The organism is Frigoribacterium sp. ME-P-080, from assembly GCF_030209595.1.
Classification (GTDB): domain Bacteria; phylum Actinomycetota; class Actinomycetes; order Actinomycetales; family Microbacteriaceae; genus Frigoribacterium.
In genome coordinates this window covers 68,584-84,417 of sequence record NZ_JARVRR010000009.1, presented here as the reverse complement: position 1 = coordinate 84,417, position 15,834 = coordinate 68,584, and the positions used below count along the sequence as shown (strand labels likewise).

Here is a 15,834-nt window from a genome sequence, read left to right as displayed (position 1 = left end):
GGTTCAGAAGCCGGGGAGCAGGCTGACGATCAGGTCGATGATCTTGATGCCGACGAACGGGGCGACGACGCCGCCGAGTCCGTAGACGAGGAGGTTGCGCGACAGGATCGACGACGCCGACGCCGCCCGGTACTTCACGCCCCGCAGGGCGAGCGGGATGAGCACGACGATCACGAGGGCGTTGAAGACGATCGCCGAGAGGATCGCCGAGGCCGGCGAGGACAGCTGCATGACGTTCAGCAGCCCGAGCCCGGGGAACACCCCGGCGAACATGGCCGGGATGATCGCGAAGTACTTCGCGATGTCGTTGGCGATCGAGAACGTCGTGAGGGCGCCGCGGGTGATGAGCAGCTGCTTGCCGATGCGGACGATGTCGATCAGCTTGGTCGGGTCGCTGTCGAGGTCGACCATGTTGCCGGCCTCCTTCGCGGCCGAGGTGCCCGTGTTCATCGCGACGCCGACGTCGGCCTGGGCCAGCGCGGGGGCGTCGTTGGTGCCGTCGCCGGTCATCGCGACGAGCGCGCCTCCTTCTTGCTCCCGGCGGATGAGGGCGAGCTTGTCCTCCGGGGTGGCCTCGGCGAGGTAGTCGTCGACGCCGGCCTCGGCCGCGATCGCCTTGGCGGTGAGGGGGTTGTCGCCGGTGATCATGACCGTGCGGATGCCCATGCTGCGCAGTTCGGCGAAGCGTTCGCGCAGGCCGGTCTTGACGACGTCCTTGAGGTACACGACGCCGAGGACGCGAGCCTCCGAGGCCGTGGTCTTGATCGCGACGACCAAGGGGGTCCCTCCGGCGTTCGAGATCTCGTCGATGCGGGTCTGCAGTTCGTCGTGCTCGGTGCTGGCGAGACGACGGTCCTCCTCGACCCAGGCGATGACGGAGTTGCCGGCACCCTTGCGGATCTGCGTGCCGTCGGGCAGGTCGAGACCCGACATGCGGGTCTGGGCGGTGAAGGGCACGATCTCACCCGGCTGACCGTCGGCGTCGTGCCACCCCGTCGTCAGGGCGAGGTCGACGATCGACTTGCCCTCGGGGGTCGGGTCGCTGAGCGACGACCGGGCGGCGGCGTCGACGAGTTCGGCCCGGGCGATGCCGTCGAGGGGCGTGAACTCGGCCGCCTGCCGGTTGCCGTAGGTGATGGTGCCGGTCTTGTCGAGCAGCAGCGTGGTGACGTCACCGGCGGCCTCGACCGCGCGGCCCGACATGGCGAGCACGTTGCGCTGCACCAGGCGATCCATGCCCGCGATGCCGATCGCGCTCAGCAGCGCCCCGATCGTCGTGGGGATGAGGCAGACCAGCAGGGCGATGAGCACGGGGATGCTCACCGACGCGTCGCTGTAGGCCGCGATGGGGTTCAGCGTCAGGGTCACGACGACGAACACGATCGACAGGCTCGCGAGCAGGATGTTCAGCGCGATCTCGTTCGGGGTCTTCTGGCGCGAGGCGCCCTCGACGAGACGGATCATGCGGTCGACGAAGGTCTCGCCGGGCTTGCTCGTGATGCGCACGACCACCCGGTCGGACAGCACGCGGGTGCCGCCGGTGACCGCGCTGCGGTCGCCGCCCGACTCGCGGATCACCGGGGCGGACTCGCCCGTGATGGCCGACTCGTCGACGCTGGCGATGCCCCAGACGATGTCGCCGTCGCCGGGGATCAGCTCGCCGGCGGTCACCACGACCGTGTCGCCGAGCGTGAGGTCGGCCGAGGACACCGACTCCGAGGAGGCGCGCTCGGCACCGGCGTCGGACGTCGCGTCGTACGAGACCACGCGCTGGGCGGTGGTGCTGGTGCGGGTCGCCTTGAGGGTCTCGGCCTGTGCCTTGCCGCGACCCTCGGCGACGGACTCGGCGAGGTTCGCGAAGACGACGGTCAGCCAGAGCCAGACCGCGATGGCCCAGGTGAACGAGCCGGGGACGGGCGAGCCGCCCGAGGTCTCGGGACCGGTGAAGAGGCCGGCGATCGCGAGGATCGTCGTGTAGGCGGCACCGACCTCGACGATGAACATGACGGGGTTGTGCCACATCTCGCGCGGGTCGAGTTTGCGGAGCGCGCCGGGCAGGGCCGCGACCAGCTGGGCGACGCCGAACGCGCCTCCTCGGTTCGTCGGGGCGTGCTCGCCCTCGTGGTCGTGGTCGGTGGTGGGTGTGTCGGTGACGACGGACATGGTTACTGCAGCCCTTCAGCGAGCGGTCCCAGTGCGAGGACGGGGAAGTAGGTCAGCGCGGTGATGATCACCGAGACGCCGGTGAGCAGGCCCACGAACTGCGGGCGGTGCGTGGGGAGGGTCCCGGCGGTGGCGGGGACCTTGTCCTGGGCGGCGAACGAACCGGCGAGGGCGAGCACGAGCACGATCGGCACGAACCGGCCGAGCAGCATCGCGACACCGAGGGTGGTGTTGAACCAGGGCGTGTTCGCCGTGAGGCCGGCGAAGGCGGAGCCGTTGTTGTTCGCGGCGGAGGTGAAGGCGTAGAGCACCTCGCTGAAGCCGTGCAGGCCCGGGTTCCAGATCGACGTGCCCTCGACGTCGGCACGCACCGCGGGGATCGCGAAGCTCAGCGCCGTGAAGGCGAGCACGATGGTCGGCGTGACCAGGATGTAGAGGCTGGCGAGCTTGATCTCGCGCGGCCCGATCTTCTTGCCGAGGTACTCCGGGGTGCGGCCGACGAGCAGGCCGGCGATGAACACCGTGATCACGGCGAGGACGAGCATGCCGTAGAGACCCGAGCCCACACCGCCAGGGGCGATCTCGCCGAGCATCATGTTGATCATCGGCATCAGGCCGCCGAGGGCGGTGTACGAGTCGTGCATCGAGTTCACCGCACCCGTCGACGTCAGGGTCGAGGTGGAACCGAACAGGGTCGATCCCCAGATGCCGAACCGCGCCTCCTTGCCTTCCATCGCGCCTCCGGCGAGCTGGGTGGCGGTGCCGGCACCGCGGAGCTCGAACCAGGTCATGGCGGTCAGCGAGACGGCGAAGATCGTCGTCATGACGGCGGCGATCGCGACGCCCTGCTTCGTCGAGCCGACCATGCGGCCGAAGGTGCGCGGCAGGGAGAACGGGATGACGAGCATCATGAGGATCTCGAACAGGCTCGTCCACGGCGTGGGGTTCTCGAAGGGGTGGGAGCTGTTGGCGTTGAAGAAACCGCCACCGTTGGTGCCGAGCATCTTGATCGCCTCCTGCGAGGCGACGGGCCCGCCGGGGATCGTCGCGGTCCCTCCGGTGAGGGTCGTGACGTCGGTGAACCCGGCGACGTTCTGGACGACCCCTCCCGCGACGAGCACGAGGGCCGCGACGACGGCCAGGGGAAGGAGGAGGCGGACGAGCGTGCGGGTCAGGTCGACCCAGAAGTTGCCCAGCGTGCCGCTCTTCGCGCGGGCGAGCCCGCGGATGACGGCCACGGCGACCACGATCCCGACGGCCGCGGAGACGAAGTTCTGGACGGCGAGTCCGCCGAGCTGCACCGCGTACCCGAGGGTCACGTCGGGCGAGTACGACTGCCAGTTGGTGTTCGTGACGAAGGAGGCCGCGGTGTTGAACGACAGGCCCTCGGGGACGGCGGGGAAGCCGAGCGAGTAGGGCAGGAACGCCTGGAGGCGTTGGATCGCGTAGACGAACAGCACGCCGACGACGGAGAAGCTGAGGACCCCGCGCAGGTAGGCGGGCCAGGTCTGTTCCGCCGCGGAGTCGACGCCGATGAGGCGGTAGAAGCCACGCTCGACGCGGGCGTCCTTCGCCGTCGTGAAGATCCGCGCCATGTAGTCACCCAAGGGGCGGTACACGACGACGAGGACGACGACGACCGTGAGGATCTGGAGGATGCCGAACAGCGCGTCCATCAGAAGCGCTCGGGCTTCACGAGGGCGTACACGAGGTACGCCAGGGCGGCCACGGCGAGGACGGCGGCTCCGATGCTGAAGACGATCACAGCTTCTCGACCCCCTTCGCGACGAGGGACACCACTGCGAACACAGCGATGACGGCGAGCACGTACACGATGTCGAGCACTACGACTCCAAGGAGGACGATCGACGGGCCGGACGGCCCGGTGCCCGTCGTGGGCACAGCGAGTCAGTAGACACCTCGCCGCAGCGCCGATCGCGGGCCCTTACGACTTCCCTACGCCGAACGCCGTCTTCCTCACGGACACCACACGCTCACCACACGCCCACCGGGGCCGGGAGGCGCGACGACGGCGACGACGCTCCCGGCGGACGGCCGTGACCTCGGCGAGATCGCCTGGTCGCGAATGCGCGAGCGCTGGCACGATGGCCGCATGTTCCCCTCGACACCCAGGACGAACCCGCTTCGCGACGACTCGATCTCCCTGCTCACCCGGGGTTACGGTTTCGGTGCGCGCCTCTGGGAGCGAACGCGGACGGGCGCCCAGGCCGTGCCTCTCCGCCTGCTCGGGCGGGAGGCGCTGCTGGTCCGGGGCGCCGAGGCCGTCGAGCTCTTCTACGACGAACGGCAGATCGCTCGGCACGGGGCCATGCCCGCGATCGTCCAGCAGACGCTCTTCGGCACCGGGTCCGTGCACAGCCTCGACGGAGCGGAACACCGGCACCGCAAAGCGACGTTCCTCGACGTCGCGTACGAGGACGACCAGGTCGCCCGGCTGACGCCCCTGCTCGAACGGGAGTGGCAGCACGAGATCGAGGCCTGGCTGTCCGGGGGTCGACGCTCCGCCTACGATGCGGCCGTCGGGGCGTTCGGTCGCGCGAGCATGAGGTGGGCAGGCCTGCCGGGAACCCCGGAGGCGCGGACCCGCTGGTCGGCCCGCCTCGCGCAGATCGTCGACGGCTTCGGTGTGCCTTACTCCCCCGAGTACCTGCTGGCAGCGGTGAACCGTGCCTGGTCCGATCGGCACGCTCGCCGCCTCGTCGAGGCGGTTCGCGCCGGCACTCTCGAGCCCGGGGAAGGCACGGCCCTCGACGAGTGGGCTCGGCACCGGGACCCCGAGGGCGAGCTGCTGCCCGCGAAGCTGGCGGGGATCGAGCTGCAGAACAGCATCCGCCCGATGATCGCGGTGGCCCGCTTCGTCGCGTTCGCCGCGAAGGCACTGCACGACCACCCCGAGTGGCGAGAGCGGATCGCCGAGGAAGCCACCGAGCGTGGAACGTCGACCGGTGGGCCGCTCGCCGTCGCGTTCGCGCAGGAGGTCCGGCGGACCGCGCCGTTCGTCCCGATGCTGCCCGGCTGGGCGCGCCACGACGTCGAGATCGACGGACGGGAGCTCCCCGCCGGCGGGCGGGTCCTGCTCGACATCCTCGGCACCGACACGGATGATGCCTCCTGGAACCGCGCCTCCGAGTTCGATCCGGAACGTTTCGTGGGCGTCGACGACTACGAGGCGATCTCGACGTTCATCCCTCACGGTGGCGGGGACCCCGCGGGCGGACACCGATGCCCCGGCGAGAAGCTCGCCATCGCCGGCCTCGCCGCCGCCGTCACCGCGCTCAGCGACCCTCGCCTGGCGATCCTCGACGACGGGCTCGACGTCGACCGGCGACGGCTGCCGACGAAGCCGTCGTCCGGCGGCCGGGTCCGCGCAGCCGGTGCACCATCCCGGTGCCCGTTCCACTGACGACCCGCGACGCGATCGGCCTTACCTCCGAGCGGGGGTTCTCGGCAACCCCTCTTCGCGCATCCGGCCCCGGGCATAGACACGATCCATGCCGATCCCCACCCGCGGTTTCGCTCACCTCGTCGCCTTCGTCCTGCTCGTCGCCGTCACGGGACGAGCCGACTCCGTCGCCGGTCACGTGCGACATCGGCTCGCCCACGAGGCCGCTCCCACCCACCACTCTCGTGGTGCCCGGGCGCCAGCGAGATCCGAGAGGCGACCACGATGATCGAGCAACCCCTGCCGCCGGCCGCCTCCCCCGCGCCATGCCCATGATCTTGCTCGACCCGATCGCCGAGGGCACCTGGCGCGTCCTCGACTACCGGAACGGGAAGACCGGGATCGACGTCCTCGTCGGCTTCGTGCAGTGGGTGACGGACGCCTACGCGGTGACCGATCTCTCGCAGCCCGACGAACAGCGCCTCTGTCACACCCTCGTCGAAGTCCAGGAGCTGTTCGGGGCGGAGGGGTGAGGAGTAACGCTGCGACGATCGACTCTCGGAACCGGAGCGTGACGGCGCGCGGAGCGGCTTCTTCCCGTCAGGTCGCCGGCACCTCGGAGGACACACCGTAGCGCGGTCGGCCTCGCGGGCTCTCTCCGCGTCCTCCGTTCGGCGCCGGTCGGCATTGCGGGGTGGCGGGCGAAGTGTCTTACTGTGGGGCCGGTGACGACGCAGACGAAGGGCACCGCCGCTCCTGCCCGGATCGCTGCCTTCTCGCAGGGTGTCCTGCGCCGCTCGCCTGCACTGGTCGCGCTGGGGATCTTCCTCGGTGTCGTCCTGCTCTTCTCCGCCCTGCTCGCACTCCCCGTCGCGACGGCCGACGGCACGAGGACCCCGCTGCACGACGCGGTCTTCACCGCGGTGTCCGCGATGACCGTCACCGGGCTCGTGACCGTCGACACGGCGACCCACTGGTCCTTCTTCGGCCAGGTCGTCATCCTCGCCGGGGTCCAGGTCGGCGGCCTCGGCATCGTGACCATCGCGCTCCTGTTGTCGCGGGCCGTCACGCACAAGCTCGGCGTACGCGGGCGGATCATGGCCCAGCAAGGCATCGGCACCAGCAAGCTCGGCGAGGTCCAGTCCCTGCTCAAGATCGTCGCACTCACCACGGTCGTCGTGGAGGCGGCGCTCGCGCTCGTGCTCGTGCCCGCGTTCATCGTGCGGGAGGGGTCGTTCGTCTCAGGCACGTGGCACGGTGTCTTCTACGCGGTCTCGGCCTTCAACAACGCCGGCTTCGTCACCCACGCCGACGGCCTCGAACAGTTCGCCACCGACCCGGCCATCGCGGCATCGACGGTGAGGGAACCCACGAAGTCGATGCGGTCAAGGTGACGATCAACCGCATAATCCCGATACCAATCCTGCCGCCGCTGGGCGGCGTGAATGGTGTCCAGAAGATCAGGGCTTGGCCCGATGACCGGAACGTCGCCAATGGTGCGGAAATCCGGGATCGGCACGTCTTCGACTGGAGGTTCCGGGAGAAAGTGATACCCCAGCGGCGCATGGACGGCGTGAGCAAATTCTTCAAGCTGACGGAATGTGGGCTGGCCATCGCCATCGGCCCATCGAGAAAACCGCTCGAAGCGCTTACTGTCGGACCTCATACCGGACCGATCCAGCGCCCACCGCAGCATGGCAGGACGAACAGGCATTCGAACAGCCACGCGGACCCCTCCCGAACGATTGCTCCAATCTTACCGAGTTGGCCTCTGCCATTGACATCGCGATGAGCGACCAAACCCACCGACCTTCAGACTGGCGGCAAAGCGTCAGTTGGCCCGATTCACGGCCCTGTAAAACCGTAGATCGGGCGACACCGAAGAGCTCGGCGATCTCGCTCGTCGCGTGGGCGCCAATCGTGGGCGCCAATGCGGTGCAGCTGCACGAGGTGCTTCTCTTGCGAAGGCGGAGAGCCTGGGATTCCGGCCGCGGAGCTTACCGGCCGCCTTCGCGATTGCCATGCCCTCACGGGTTCGGGCACGGATGAGGTCGGCTTCAAACTCGGCGACCATGCCGAGGACGTTGAAGAGGAGCCGGCCGACGGGGTCGGTGGGGTCGTAGACGGCTCCCCCGAGCTTGAGTGCGACGCCCTTCTTCGTGAGCTCTTCGGCGATGTCGGTCCCGTCGCGCAGCGAACGGGTGAGGCGGTCGAGCTTCGTGACGACCAGCACGTCGCCGGCACAGCACGCAGCGAGGGCCTCCCGAAGGCCAGGCCGCGCTCGAGTTGTACCAGACAGCCCGTGGTCAACATGCACGTGCTCATCGTCAACACCGAACGCTGCAAGACCATCACTCTGTGCTGCAAGATCTTGACCCGAGGTCGAGACGCGGGCGTATCCGATGAGCATCCGACGACTGGAGCGTCTAGACCCCCATCACCGGGCACTTTTTACGGGACAGGCATACGCGAATCCGAAGCCAAGCGCCACTTGGCCTCGGCCGGTCGAGGCACGGCCTGAAAGGTGTCCCGCTGAACGCGACAGTCTAACGGGCGCTCGGCCAGCGGGCTTCCCGGAAAACCGGACCGGTTCGAAACCTCGTTTCGAACCGGTCACCGTTTCTGGCCGGTCCATCCGGCCCTGGCCGAGTCCAACCCCAATCGCTCGTTTCTGAGCTCGAATTCCAGGCGTCTTAATGTCGATTAGTAGCCCAGGTCATACGGCGCCGGATCGCCCGGCAACCCCGCACACAGATCTAATTCAATGCGACATCTTGAATTAGTTCGCGCACGCGAGACAAGCGACCACCAAATTCGTCTAGCCAAGTAGGCGGATTTGTCGCGGCAAAAGACAACCATCGGGTGTCCCTTCCTGCGGCACCCCCGTGCTGCGGCACAAGTGAAGGTGGTCGGTTGTAGGACAGTTCAGCCTTCGGTACGAACCACGCTTGCGCATCGAATGGAGAAACGCCAAGAAGTAACGCGTAATCATAATCCTGGTCACGGAGCTGCTGAAACTTGAATATCTCGCTATCTGTCCACAAAGTGGAAAATTTCACTTCCACCTTCAGCCCTGCGATCCGCCTGTCGTGATCGGAGTTCAGTGGCCTCTGCACATCGAACCCCTTGGACGCTGCCCAGCCGGCAGCAAGCGCTTCGCCGATGGACCCAATCTGTCGAGAGGGTCGACTCTTGATCCAATAGAACGGGCTACCCCTCCACATAGAGGTTTCTTTATCGCCAATGTAATCAGCTTGTAATGTTCCGGCGAGTGCTGCGAGGTAAGCAACTTCAGGATCGGTGATTATGCGGTTCACTGGTCACCAATCGGTTGCTTAACAAACTCCACTGCGCTGCCAAACAAATCGCCGGCTCCACCAAGTCGTTTACGAGTAACTTCAATCGCTTCGGGGTTTTTATCAATGAGAACGAATTTGCGCCCAAGGTTTGAAGCGACGGCGCCTAGCGTGCCACTCCCCGCGAAAAAGTCGAGGACCCAGTCATCTGGCTTAGAACTCGCCGCTACCATGCGGCGCACGATTCCCTCAGGCTTCTGCGTCGCGTAACCCGTCTTTTCTCTGCCGGTGGGCGAGACAATCGTGTGCCACCAAACATCGGTGGGCAGCTTTCCCCTGGCCGCTTTTTCCGGCGTAACAAGCCCGGGTGCCATGTAGGGCTCACGATCCACTTCTTCGTTATTGAAGTAGTACGTCTTTGGGTCTTTTACGTAGACGAGAATATTGTCGTGCTTTGCAGGCCACTTATTCTTAGCCCGCGCGCCGTAGTCGTAAGCCCAGACAATCTCGTTCAGAAAGTGCTCGCGACCAAATAACGCGTCGAGGAGAACTTTGGCGTAGTGCACCTCGCGGTAGTCGAGATGCAAATACAGCGTTCCCGAAGGTGCGAGCAGTCGCCAAGCGTGCTCGAGACGCGGCTCCATAAAGCTCCAGTAGTCGTCGAACGCATCGTCGTAACCAGTCACCAGGCCCTTGACCGTCTCGTAGCTCTGTCCTTTGAAGCCGACGCGTGAACCTGTTAGCGAGCGCGTTGTCTTCACCGACTGCCTGCTCTGCTTTTTCCCAGTGTTAAATGGCGGATCTATGTAGATCAACTGAAACGAACCGTCGGGGAGCGCAGGAAGAACATTGGCATTGTCGTCGTGAAAGACGAGGTTTGGCCCGTCCGGCGTCCATGAAGTCATGGGGTCGAGTCTAGGGAGGCCCGTTCGTTTGGACGACCCGGCGCCGGGCGGGGGCCTCCCGGTCCGCCACCCTTCGAACGCAAACTAATTGAAGGAGCCGCTTGGGACCGCTCGGGGGCCGACTCGGTGACGGCGGCGTTCCACGCCTTCCATTCAGACAGCTCGGTCACGGTGCGAGCTGGGCAACACAAGGCAGAAGAGACCGAGCAGAGCGGCGAGGCCCGCAGCGACGAGGTACCACCCGCGGGGCCAGCCGAGTACCCGAGGCCGCGGTGCTCCGCTGGCCGCGGCCAGTGACGAGCGTTGCGGACGTCGCGCCAGAGGAGCCCGAGCACAGCGAGGGCGGCGAGGATCGCCACGACGCCGAGGATCGGTCCCAGCAGCTCCCCCAGTGGCCCCAGGGACGGCCGGATGCCGTCGTGGGGGTTCTCGATCGTGAAGGCGCTCACGGCTCGACGTGCGTGCCGTCGTCGTGGGTGCGGTAGCGGTCGACGTCGCCGCGTGCAGTGCCGTCGACGAGCTAACGCACCAGGTCGGCATCCCACGACCGGGACGCCCGGCCAGCAGCGCCTCAGTCCCCCCGACGTTCGCGGCGACGGACGTTAAGACGATGGCGGCGAGCTCTGCGAAGTCGGCGGCCTCCTGGTGCGCGTTCCAGGTGCCTGCACCGACGGTGCGGGTCTGCTTCGCGGCCGCGGTGAGCGCGACGATCGCCTGGGCGATGGCGGCGGGCTGGGCCGTCTTGTGCTTGGTCATGGTCACTCCCCCATCGGACGGGCGATCGAACCCCCAACGGCTGCCAGTAGGCCTAGGACGATCCAGTGCCAAGGTCGTTGGTCATTCGCCTTCGGCGTTTGCTCGGCGGGCATTTCGACCTCTCCTCGAGCTCGCGACGGTGAAGGCCGTCCCCACCGCAGCACCAAAAGTTTCGCAGAAAGCCCCCAGGATGCGACCGCCGGGGCCCCACATCGGCTTCGATCCCCCTGCTCGCACTCGGAGCCACCCGCATCTCATGGTCGACGCCCGAGACGGCGACCCTGATCGCCACGGTCATCGACGTGCCGACGCTCACTCCCGCCGCGGTGCTCGCCGTGGCCAAGACCCCGTTCCCCGTCGCGACGACGGGGTCAGGTGCGGCCGATCGGCGGCTGCGACCTGCAGGAGGCGCGGTGCGCGGAATCCGGCACCGCGCCTCCTCGGGGTGGTCGCGTCAGGGGACGATGACGGCCCGGCCGCGGACGGTGCCGGCGGCGAGGGCCTCGTAGGCCTTCGGGCCGTCGTCGAGCGAGTAGCGCTGCGTGGCGACCTCGACCTGGCCGGCCCGGGCGAGGTCGAGGACCTCGATCAGTTCGCTGCGGCTGCCCCAGTAGGGGATGCGCACGGCGACGTCGTAGGCGATCGCGCCGAAGCCGAGCTCGACGGTGCCGCCACCGATGCCGACGATGGTCACGTCGGCGTCCGCCGCGGCGACCGCGACGGCCGTGGCCATCGTCGGCCCCGCCCCGACGAAGTCGAAGACGGCCTGGACGCCGAGGCCCCCGGTGATCTCGCGGATGGCGTCCGCGGCGTGCTCGTCGCTGATCACCGTGTGGTGCGCACCGACGTGCTTCGCCAGCTCGAGCTTCTCGTCGCTCACGTCGAGCGCGATGATCTGCGCACCCGAGAGCGCCCGCAGGATCTGGATTCCGACGTGCCCGAGGCCTCCGGTGCCGATGACGACGGCGTAGGTGCCGGCGCCGAGCTTCGGCAGCGAGGTCTTGATCGCGTGGTACGGCGTGAGGCCGGCGTCGGTGAGCGACACGTTCTCGACCGGGTCGAGGTCGCCGAGCGGCACCAGGTGGCGGGGGTCGTCGACGATCATGTACTCGGCCATCGACCCGGGAGCGCCGAGCCCGGGAGGCTTGATGCCCTCGGCGGCGGCGTTGACGCAGTAGTTCTCCTTGCCCTGGGCGCACTGGTGGCACCGACCACAACCCCACGGGCCGTAGACGGCGACCGCGTCACCGACCTGCAGGTGCTCGACGCCCTCGCCGAGCTCGGCCACGATGCCGGCGCCCTCGTGCCCGAGCGTGAGCGGCAGCGGGTAGCCCTGCGCGGTGTAGTCCTCTTCACCGAGGCTCATGACGTACTCGTCGGAGTGGCAGACACCGGCCGCCGTGACCTTCAGCAGCACCTGCCCGGGGCCGGGTGACGGCTTCTCGATCTCGACGACTTCGGGGTGCTGACCGACCTGGGTGTACTGGAGTGCCTTCATGGGCCGCAGGCTACGCCCGACCGCTGGAGAACGCACGACAGGTGTCGCGTTACCGGAGGGGTCGGGGCGCGGTCGGGGCGCGGTCGGGGTCGTGCCGCCGGCGGTGTCGGGGCGTGGTGGTGGCGGTGACCGACGGTGACGGTGGTCGGCCCTACGATCGACGGCATGGCACACCTGCACCGGGCCGGCATGAGCCCCTCCAAGATCGACCTGCTCGACGCCTGGGTGCCGACCCAGCCGTGGTTCGAGGGCCCACCGCGGTCCGAGGGCACGGCCGACGAGGGCCTGCGCAGCGTCGCGGCCTTCCGCTTCGACGATCCGGCGGGCGAGGTCGGCGTCGAGACGATCATCGTCGCCACGCCCGACGGCGTGCAGTTGCAGGTGCCCCTCACGTATCGCGACGCTCCCCTGGCCGGTGCCGACGACCACCTCGTCGGGACGACCGAGCACTCGGTGCTCGGCACGCGGTGGGTCTACGACGGCACGGCCGACCCGGTCTGGGCCGCGGCCCTCGCGACGGCCGTGCTGACCGGCGGCACCCAGGCCGAGGCCTGGTTCGAGGTCGACGGCGAGCGACAGGTCCGCGAGCCAAACTCGACCGTCGTCGGCAGCGGCACCCCGGGCACCCCCGTGCCCGACGTCGACCGCCTCACCGTCGACCAGGTCGAGGGCCGGACGGTCGTCACCGGCGCGGCGGTCCGCATCGTCGTCGCCCGCGTCCTCGGTCGACACGACGCCGGCGCCCTCGCCTCGACCGGCGGCCACAGCGGCGACCACGGGGTCGAGGTCCTCACCGGCACGTGGACCGGGCACGACCAGCCCGAGACGCTCGCCGTCGTACTCACGGCATAGCCACCTGCAGGAGGCGCGGTGTGCGGTCGTCGCGCACCGCGCCTCCTCGACGTCCGGGCAGGAGGCGCGGGTGGCGTCCTCGTCGAGCCGCCCCGCGCCTCCTCGTCTCGTCCCCAGGCGGTCGCCGGGTGACGGGACGGTGAACGATCGTGCACGGGGCTTCGTCGAGAGGCACGCTGCCGCTACGGTGGCCCGATGACGGCGATCGACACCTCCCCGACGACCGCGGCCCCCGCGCCCGGCACGCCCCTCACGGGCACGACCCCGACGACCCGCGACCACCTGCGGTCGCCCCTGTCGGGCACCGACTCCTCGGGTACGGATTTCTCGGGTTCGCCCCTCTCGGGCACCGTGCTGGCGACGCCGCCCACGGCCGAGCTGCACCTGCACGTCGAGGGCACGCTCGAACCCGAGCTCGTCTTCGCCCTCGCCGACCGCAACGACGTCGACCTGCCCTTCGCCTCGATCGACGAGCTGCGCGCGGCGTACTCCTTCGGCTCGCTGCAGGAGTTCCTCGACCTCTACTACGCGTGCACGGCCGTGCTGCAGACCGCACAGGACTTCCGCGACCTCGCCTGGGCCTACCTCGAACGCGCCCACGCCCAGGGGCTGCGTCACGTCGAGATGTTCTTCGACCCCCAGGCGCACACCTCTCGCGACGTCGACGTCGACGAGGTCATCGACGGGCTCACCCAGGCGCTCGGCGAGGCGCGCGAGCGGTTCGGCATCACGGGCGGGCTCATCCTCTGCTTCCTGCGGCACCTGCCGGTGGGCGACGCGGCCGCGACCCTCGAGTCCGTCGCGCACCGCGCCTCCGACCTGATCGGGGTGGGACTCGACTCGTCCGAGGTGGGGTTCCCGCCCGCCGCGTTCGCCCGCGTCTTCGACCGCGCCCGCGCGCTCGGGCTGCACGTCGTCGCCCACGCCGGTGAAGAAGGGCCGCCGTCGTACGTCACGGACGCCCTCGACCTGCTGCACGTCGAACGCGTCGACCACGGGGTGCGCAGCCTCGAGGACGACGCCCTCGTCGCCCGCCTCGTCGCCGACCGGGTGCCGCTCACCGTCTGCCCGCTGTCCAACCTGCGGCTCGCGGTGGTGTCCGACCTGGCCGAGCACCCGCTGCCCCGCATGCTCGAGGCCGGGCTGCTCGTCACGGTCAACAGCGACGACCCCGCCTACTTCGGCGGCTACGTGGGCGACAACTACGAGGCGCTGCGCGACGTGCTCGGGCTGGACGACGACATGCTCGCCCTGCTGGCGACGAACTCGGTCGAGGCGTCGTTCGCCGACGCCGGCCGCAAGGCCGAACTCACCGCCGAGGTGCAGGCCTGGCGCGAGGCGCGTCGCGCGGCCTGAAGCTCGCTGCGTGAAGCGCGCGGCCTGAGGCGCGGGGCCCGAGACACCGGGCACGAGGGTAGGGGGTGGGCGCCGACGCACGCGAGGGCGGGCGAGTTCGTACAGGACGGGCCGTTCCGATGGACCGGTGTCGACGAACTGGACGGACGGAGGTACCGTGCGTTCCGGTCGGTCAGGCGTCGCTGATGGCTAGAGCGTGCGGCCGGCGTTGGCCTCGAGCCAGGCCTTGGGGTCGACCTGCGTCGTGCCACCCAGCAGCACCTCGAAGTGCAGGTGCTCGCCGGTCGCGACACCACTGCGGCCGACCTTGCCGACCAGCTCGCCCACCTGGACCGTCTGCCCGGCGACGAGCGGGCTCGAACCGATCTGCATGTGCGCGTACAGGGTGCTGACGCGCTGACCGTCGATCACGTGGTCGATCACGGCGTACTGACCGAACTGGCCGTGCATGCCAGACGTGCGCACCACGCCCGCGGCCGCGGCACCGATGGGGGTGCCGCCGCCGGGCGTCATGTCGAGGCCCATGTGCATGCTCGAGCACGCCGCACACGGAGCCGCACGGGGACCGAAGCCCGAGCTGAGGACGACCGAGCCCGGGAACGGCCAGCGGATGTCACCGATGCCCGAGTTGACGATGGTGCCGGCCCCCGAGGAGGCGCGGTAGGAGTTCGTCGACCCCGCGACGTTCTTCGAGGTGACGACGGGCTCGGGCTCGGGTGGCGGAGGCGGCGGCGGCGGTGCGTCGGTCACCCCGAAGGCGTCGCGGTCGGACACGGTCAGCACCACGAGCGACGCCGCGAGGGTCTGGGTCGGCATCGGCGCGGCACCGGCGGTCGGGATGTTCGACCCACCCAGGTCGCTCGCCGAGGCGGGGGTGAGGTTCGACGTGAAGAAGAGCATGACGGCGCAGACGCCGAGCACGGGCAAGGTCGCCGCACGGACGCGCGACGAGACGGCCCGAAGCCGCGAACGGCCGGGGGTCGCCCGAGGGCTCGGGTTCGGGCGGCCGGCCTCTCGGGTCCGACGGAGCACGGCCGGCACGGAGGGGCGCGGTCGGCGCGCGACACGGGTCGCGGGTGCCGCCTCGGTGGCCGTCGCACCCACTTCCGAACCATGCACCCGGTTGCTCGTGGGTGCATCGTTCGACACCGGGTTCATCGCCGGGCTGGTCGCAGGAGCAGCGGAGGACGGTGCGGAGACGGGCGCAGCAGGAGCGGCGGCAGCGACCGGAGCAGTCGGAGGCGCAGCGGACGACGGGGCGGAGACGGGCGCAGCGGACGACGGGGCAAAGGCAGAACCAGCGTCGGCAGCGGCGGCAGCGGCGCGCTCGAGGGCGCGGGCCTCGCGGCGGGTCAGCGGCACGGCGGCACCGGGCGTCTGCTCGACGGGCGAGGTCGGCTCGGCCGGCACCGCGGTCTCGCGGGTGTTCGAGGGGTCGGTCATGAGCGCTTCCTGGGACGGACGGCGCGTCGACTCACGGTTCTCCTCGATGGGGCGGACCGACCCACCTTACGATCAGAGCCGCCCGCTGACCAGGGGTGGAGGCGAATTTTCAGGAGCTGCACCCTTCGTGGTCGACCGGCACCGCACCTCCTGACCGGGGTC

At 69.1% G+C, this 15,834-nt stretch carries 14 protein-coding genes; 5 read left to right on the top strand and 9 right to left on the bottom strand.

Features of this window, described 5'->3' with window-relative positions; translation table 11 throughout:
• Nucleotides 1-3 precede the first annotated feature (3 nt).
• Genes kdpB through QRN23_RS13460 form a run of 4 tightly spaced genes read right to left on the bottom strand, consistent with a single transcriptional unit; the run spans nucleotide 4 to nucleotide 4,065 of the window.
• The gene (gene kdpB, locus QRN23_RS13475; protein ID WP_159825883.1) at nucleotides 4-2,163 is read right to left on the bottom strand and encodes a potassium-transporting ATPase subunit KdpB; all 2,160 of its coding nucleotides are present in this window, start codon (nucleotides 2,161-2,163) and stop codon (nucleotides 4-6) included.
• A gap of 2 nt (nucleotides 2,164-2,165) precedes the next feature.
• Nucleotides 2,166-3,839, bottom strand: a complete 1,674-nt coding sequence (kdpA, locus tag QRN23_RS13470; RefSeq protein WP_285063816.1) for a potassium-transporting ATPase subunit KdpA — start codon at nucleotides 3,837-3,839, stop codon at nucleotides 2,166-2,168.
• Nucleotides 3,839-3,928: a K(+)-transporting ATPase subunit F gene (gene kdpF, locus QRN23_RS13465; protein WP_071257733.1), complete on the bottom strand. Its 90-nt coding sequence runs from the start codon at nucleotides 3,926-3,928 to the stop codon at nucleotides 3,839-3,841. The genes kdpA and kdpF overlap by 1 nt, the downstream gene beginning before the upstream one ends.
• Nucleotides 3,925-4,065 carry a hypothetical protein gene (locus QRN23_RS13460; protein WP_156155567.1) on the bottom strand — a complete coding sequence of 47 codons (141 nt, stop codon included), beginning with the start codon at nucleotides 4,063-4,065 and terminating at the stop codon, nucleotides 3,925-3,927. The genes kdpF and QRN23_RS13460 overlap by 4 nt, the downstream gene beginning before the upstream one ends.
• Before the next feature lie 211 nt (nucleotides 4,066-4,276).
• Between QRN23_RS13460 and QRN23_RS13455 the strand changes: the two genes are divergently transcribed.
• The 3 genes from QRN23_RS13455 (at nucleotide 4,277) to QRN23_RS13445 (ending at nucleotide 6,960) form a co-directional block, all read left to right on the top strand.
• Nucleotides 4,277-5,587 carry a cytochrome P450 gene (locus QRN23_RS13455; protein WP_285063809.1) on the top strand — a complete coding sequence of 437 codons (1,311 nt, stop codon included), beginning with the start codon at nucleotides 4,277-4,279 and terminating at the stop codon, nucleotides 5,585-5,587.
• A 305-nt stretch (nucleotides 5,588-5,892) separates the two neighbouring features.
• Nucleotides 5,893-6,099 (top strand): hypothetical protein, encoded by a 207-nt coding sequence (locus QRN23_RS13450; protein ID WP_285063808.1) that lies wholly within the window; start codon nucleotides 5,893-5,895, stop codon nucleotides 6,097-6,099.
• A 192-nt stretch (nucleotides 6,100-6,291) separates the two neighbouring features.
• Nucleotides 6,292-6,960 carry a potassium transporter TrkG gene (locus QRN23_RS13445; RefSeq protein WP_285063807.1) on the top strand — a complete coding sequence of 223 codons (669 nt, stop codon included), beginning with the start codon at nucleotides 6,292-6,294 and terminating at the stop codon, nucleotides 6,958-6,960.
• Nucleotides 6,961-7,397: 437 nt separating this feature from the next.
• Here QRN23_RS13445 and QRN23_RS13440 read toward each other — a convergent pair whose 3' ends face one another.
• The 4 genes from QRN23_RS13440 to QRN23_RS13425 form a co-directional block, all read right to left on the bottom strand.
• Nucleotides 7,398-7,976: a recombinase family protein gene (locus QRN23_RS13440; RefSeq protein ID WP_502874822.1), complete on the bottom strand. Its 579-nt coding sequence runs from the start codon at nucleotides 7,974-7,976 to the stop codon at nucleotides 7,398-7,400.
• A 346-nt stretch (nucleotides 7,977-8,322) separates the two neighbouring features.
• Nucleotides 8,323-8,883 (bottom strand): hypothetical protein, encoded by a 561-nt coding sequence (locus QRN23_RS13435; protein ID WP_285063806.1) that lies wholly within the window; start codon nucleotides 8,881-8,883, stop codon nucleotides 8,323-8,325.
• The gene (locus QRN23_RS13430; protein WP_285063805.1) at nucleotides 8,880-9,767 is read right to left on the bottom strand and encodes a DNA-methyltransferase; all 888 of its coding nucleotides are present in this window, start codon (nucleotides 9,765-9,767) and stop codon (nucleotides 8,880-8,882) included. Before QRN23_RS13430 ends, QRN23_RS13435 begins: the two co-directional genes overlap by 4 nt.
• A gap of 1,210 nt (nucleotides 9,768-10,977) precedes the next feature.
• Entirely contained in the window at nucleotides 10,978-12,021 is a 1,044-nt protein-coding gene (locus QRN23_RS13425; RefSeq protein WP_192125018.1) for an NAD(P)-dependent alcohol dehydrogenase, read from the bottom strand.
• A 165-nt stretch (nucleotides 12,022-12,186) separates the two neighbouring features.
• On the opposite strand from QRN23_RS13425, the gene QRN23_RS13420 reads away from it, so the two are divergent.
• Together QRN23_RS13420 and QRN23_RS13415 are read left to right on the top strand one after the other, a co-directional pair.
• The gene (locus QRN23_RS13420) at nucleotides 12,187-12,873 is read left to right on the top strand and encodes a CG0192-related protein (protein ID WP_056044693.1); all 687 of its coding nucleotides are present in this window, start codon (nucleotides 12,187-12,189) and stop codon (nucleotides 12,871-12,873) included.
• 195 nt (nucleotides 12,874-13,068) lie between these two features.
• Nucleotides 13,069-14,229: an adenosine deaminase gene (locus QRN23_RS13415; RefSeq protein ID WP_285063803.1), complete on the top strand. Its 1,161-nt coding sequence runs from the start codon at nucleotides 13,069-13,071 to the stop codon at nucleotides 14,227-14,229.
• Between the two features lie 189 nt (nucleotides 14,230-14,418).
• Here the strand turns inward: QRN23_RS13415 and QRN23_RS13410 are convergent, their stop codons facing one another.
• Nucleotides 14,419-15,672, bottom strand: coding sequence for a M23 family metallopeptidase (locus QRN23_RS13410; protein ID WP_157485258.1), 1,254 nt, complete (start codon nucleotides 15,670-15,672; stop codon nucleotides 14,419-14,421).
• Between the last annotated feature and the right edge of the window lie 162 nt (nucleotides 15,673-15,834).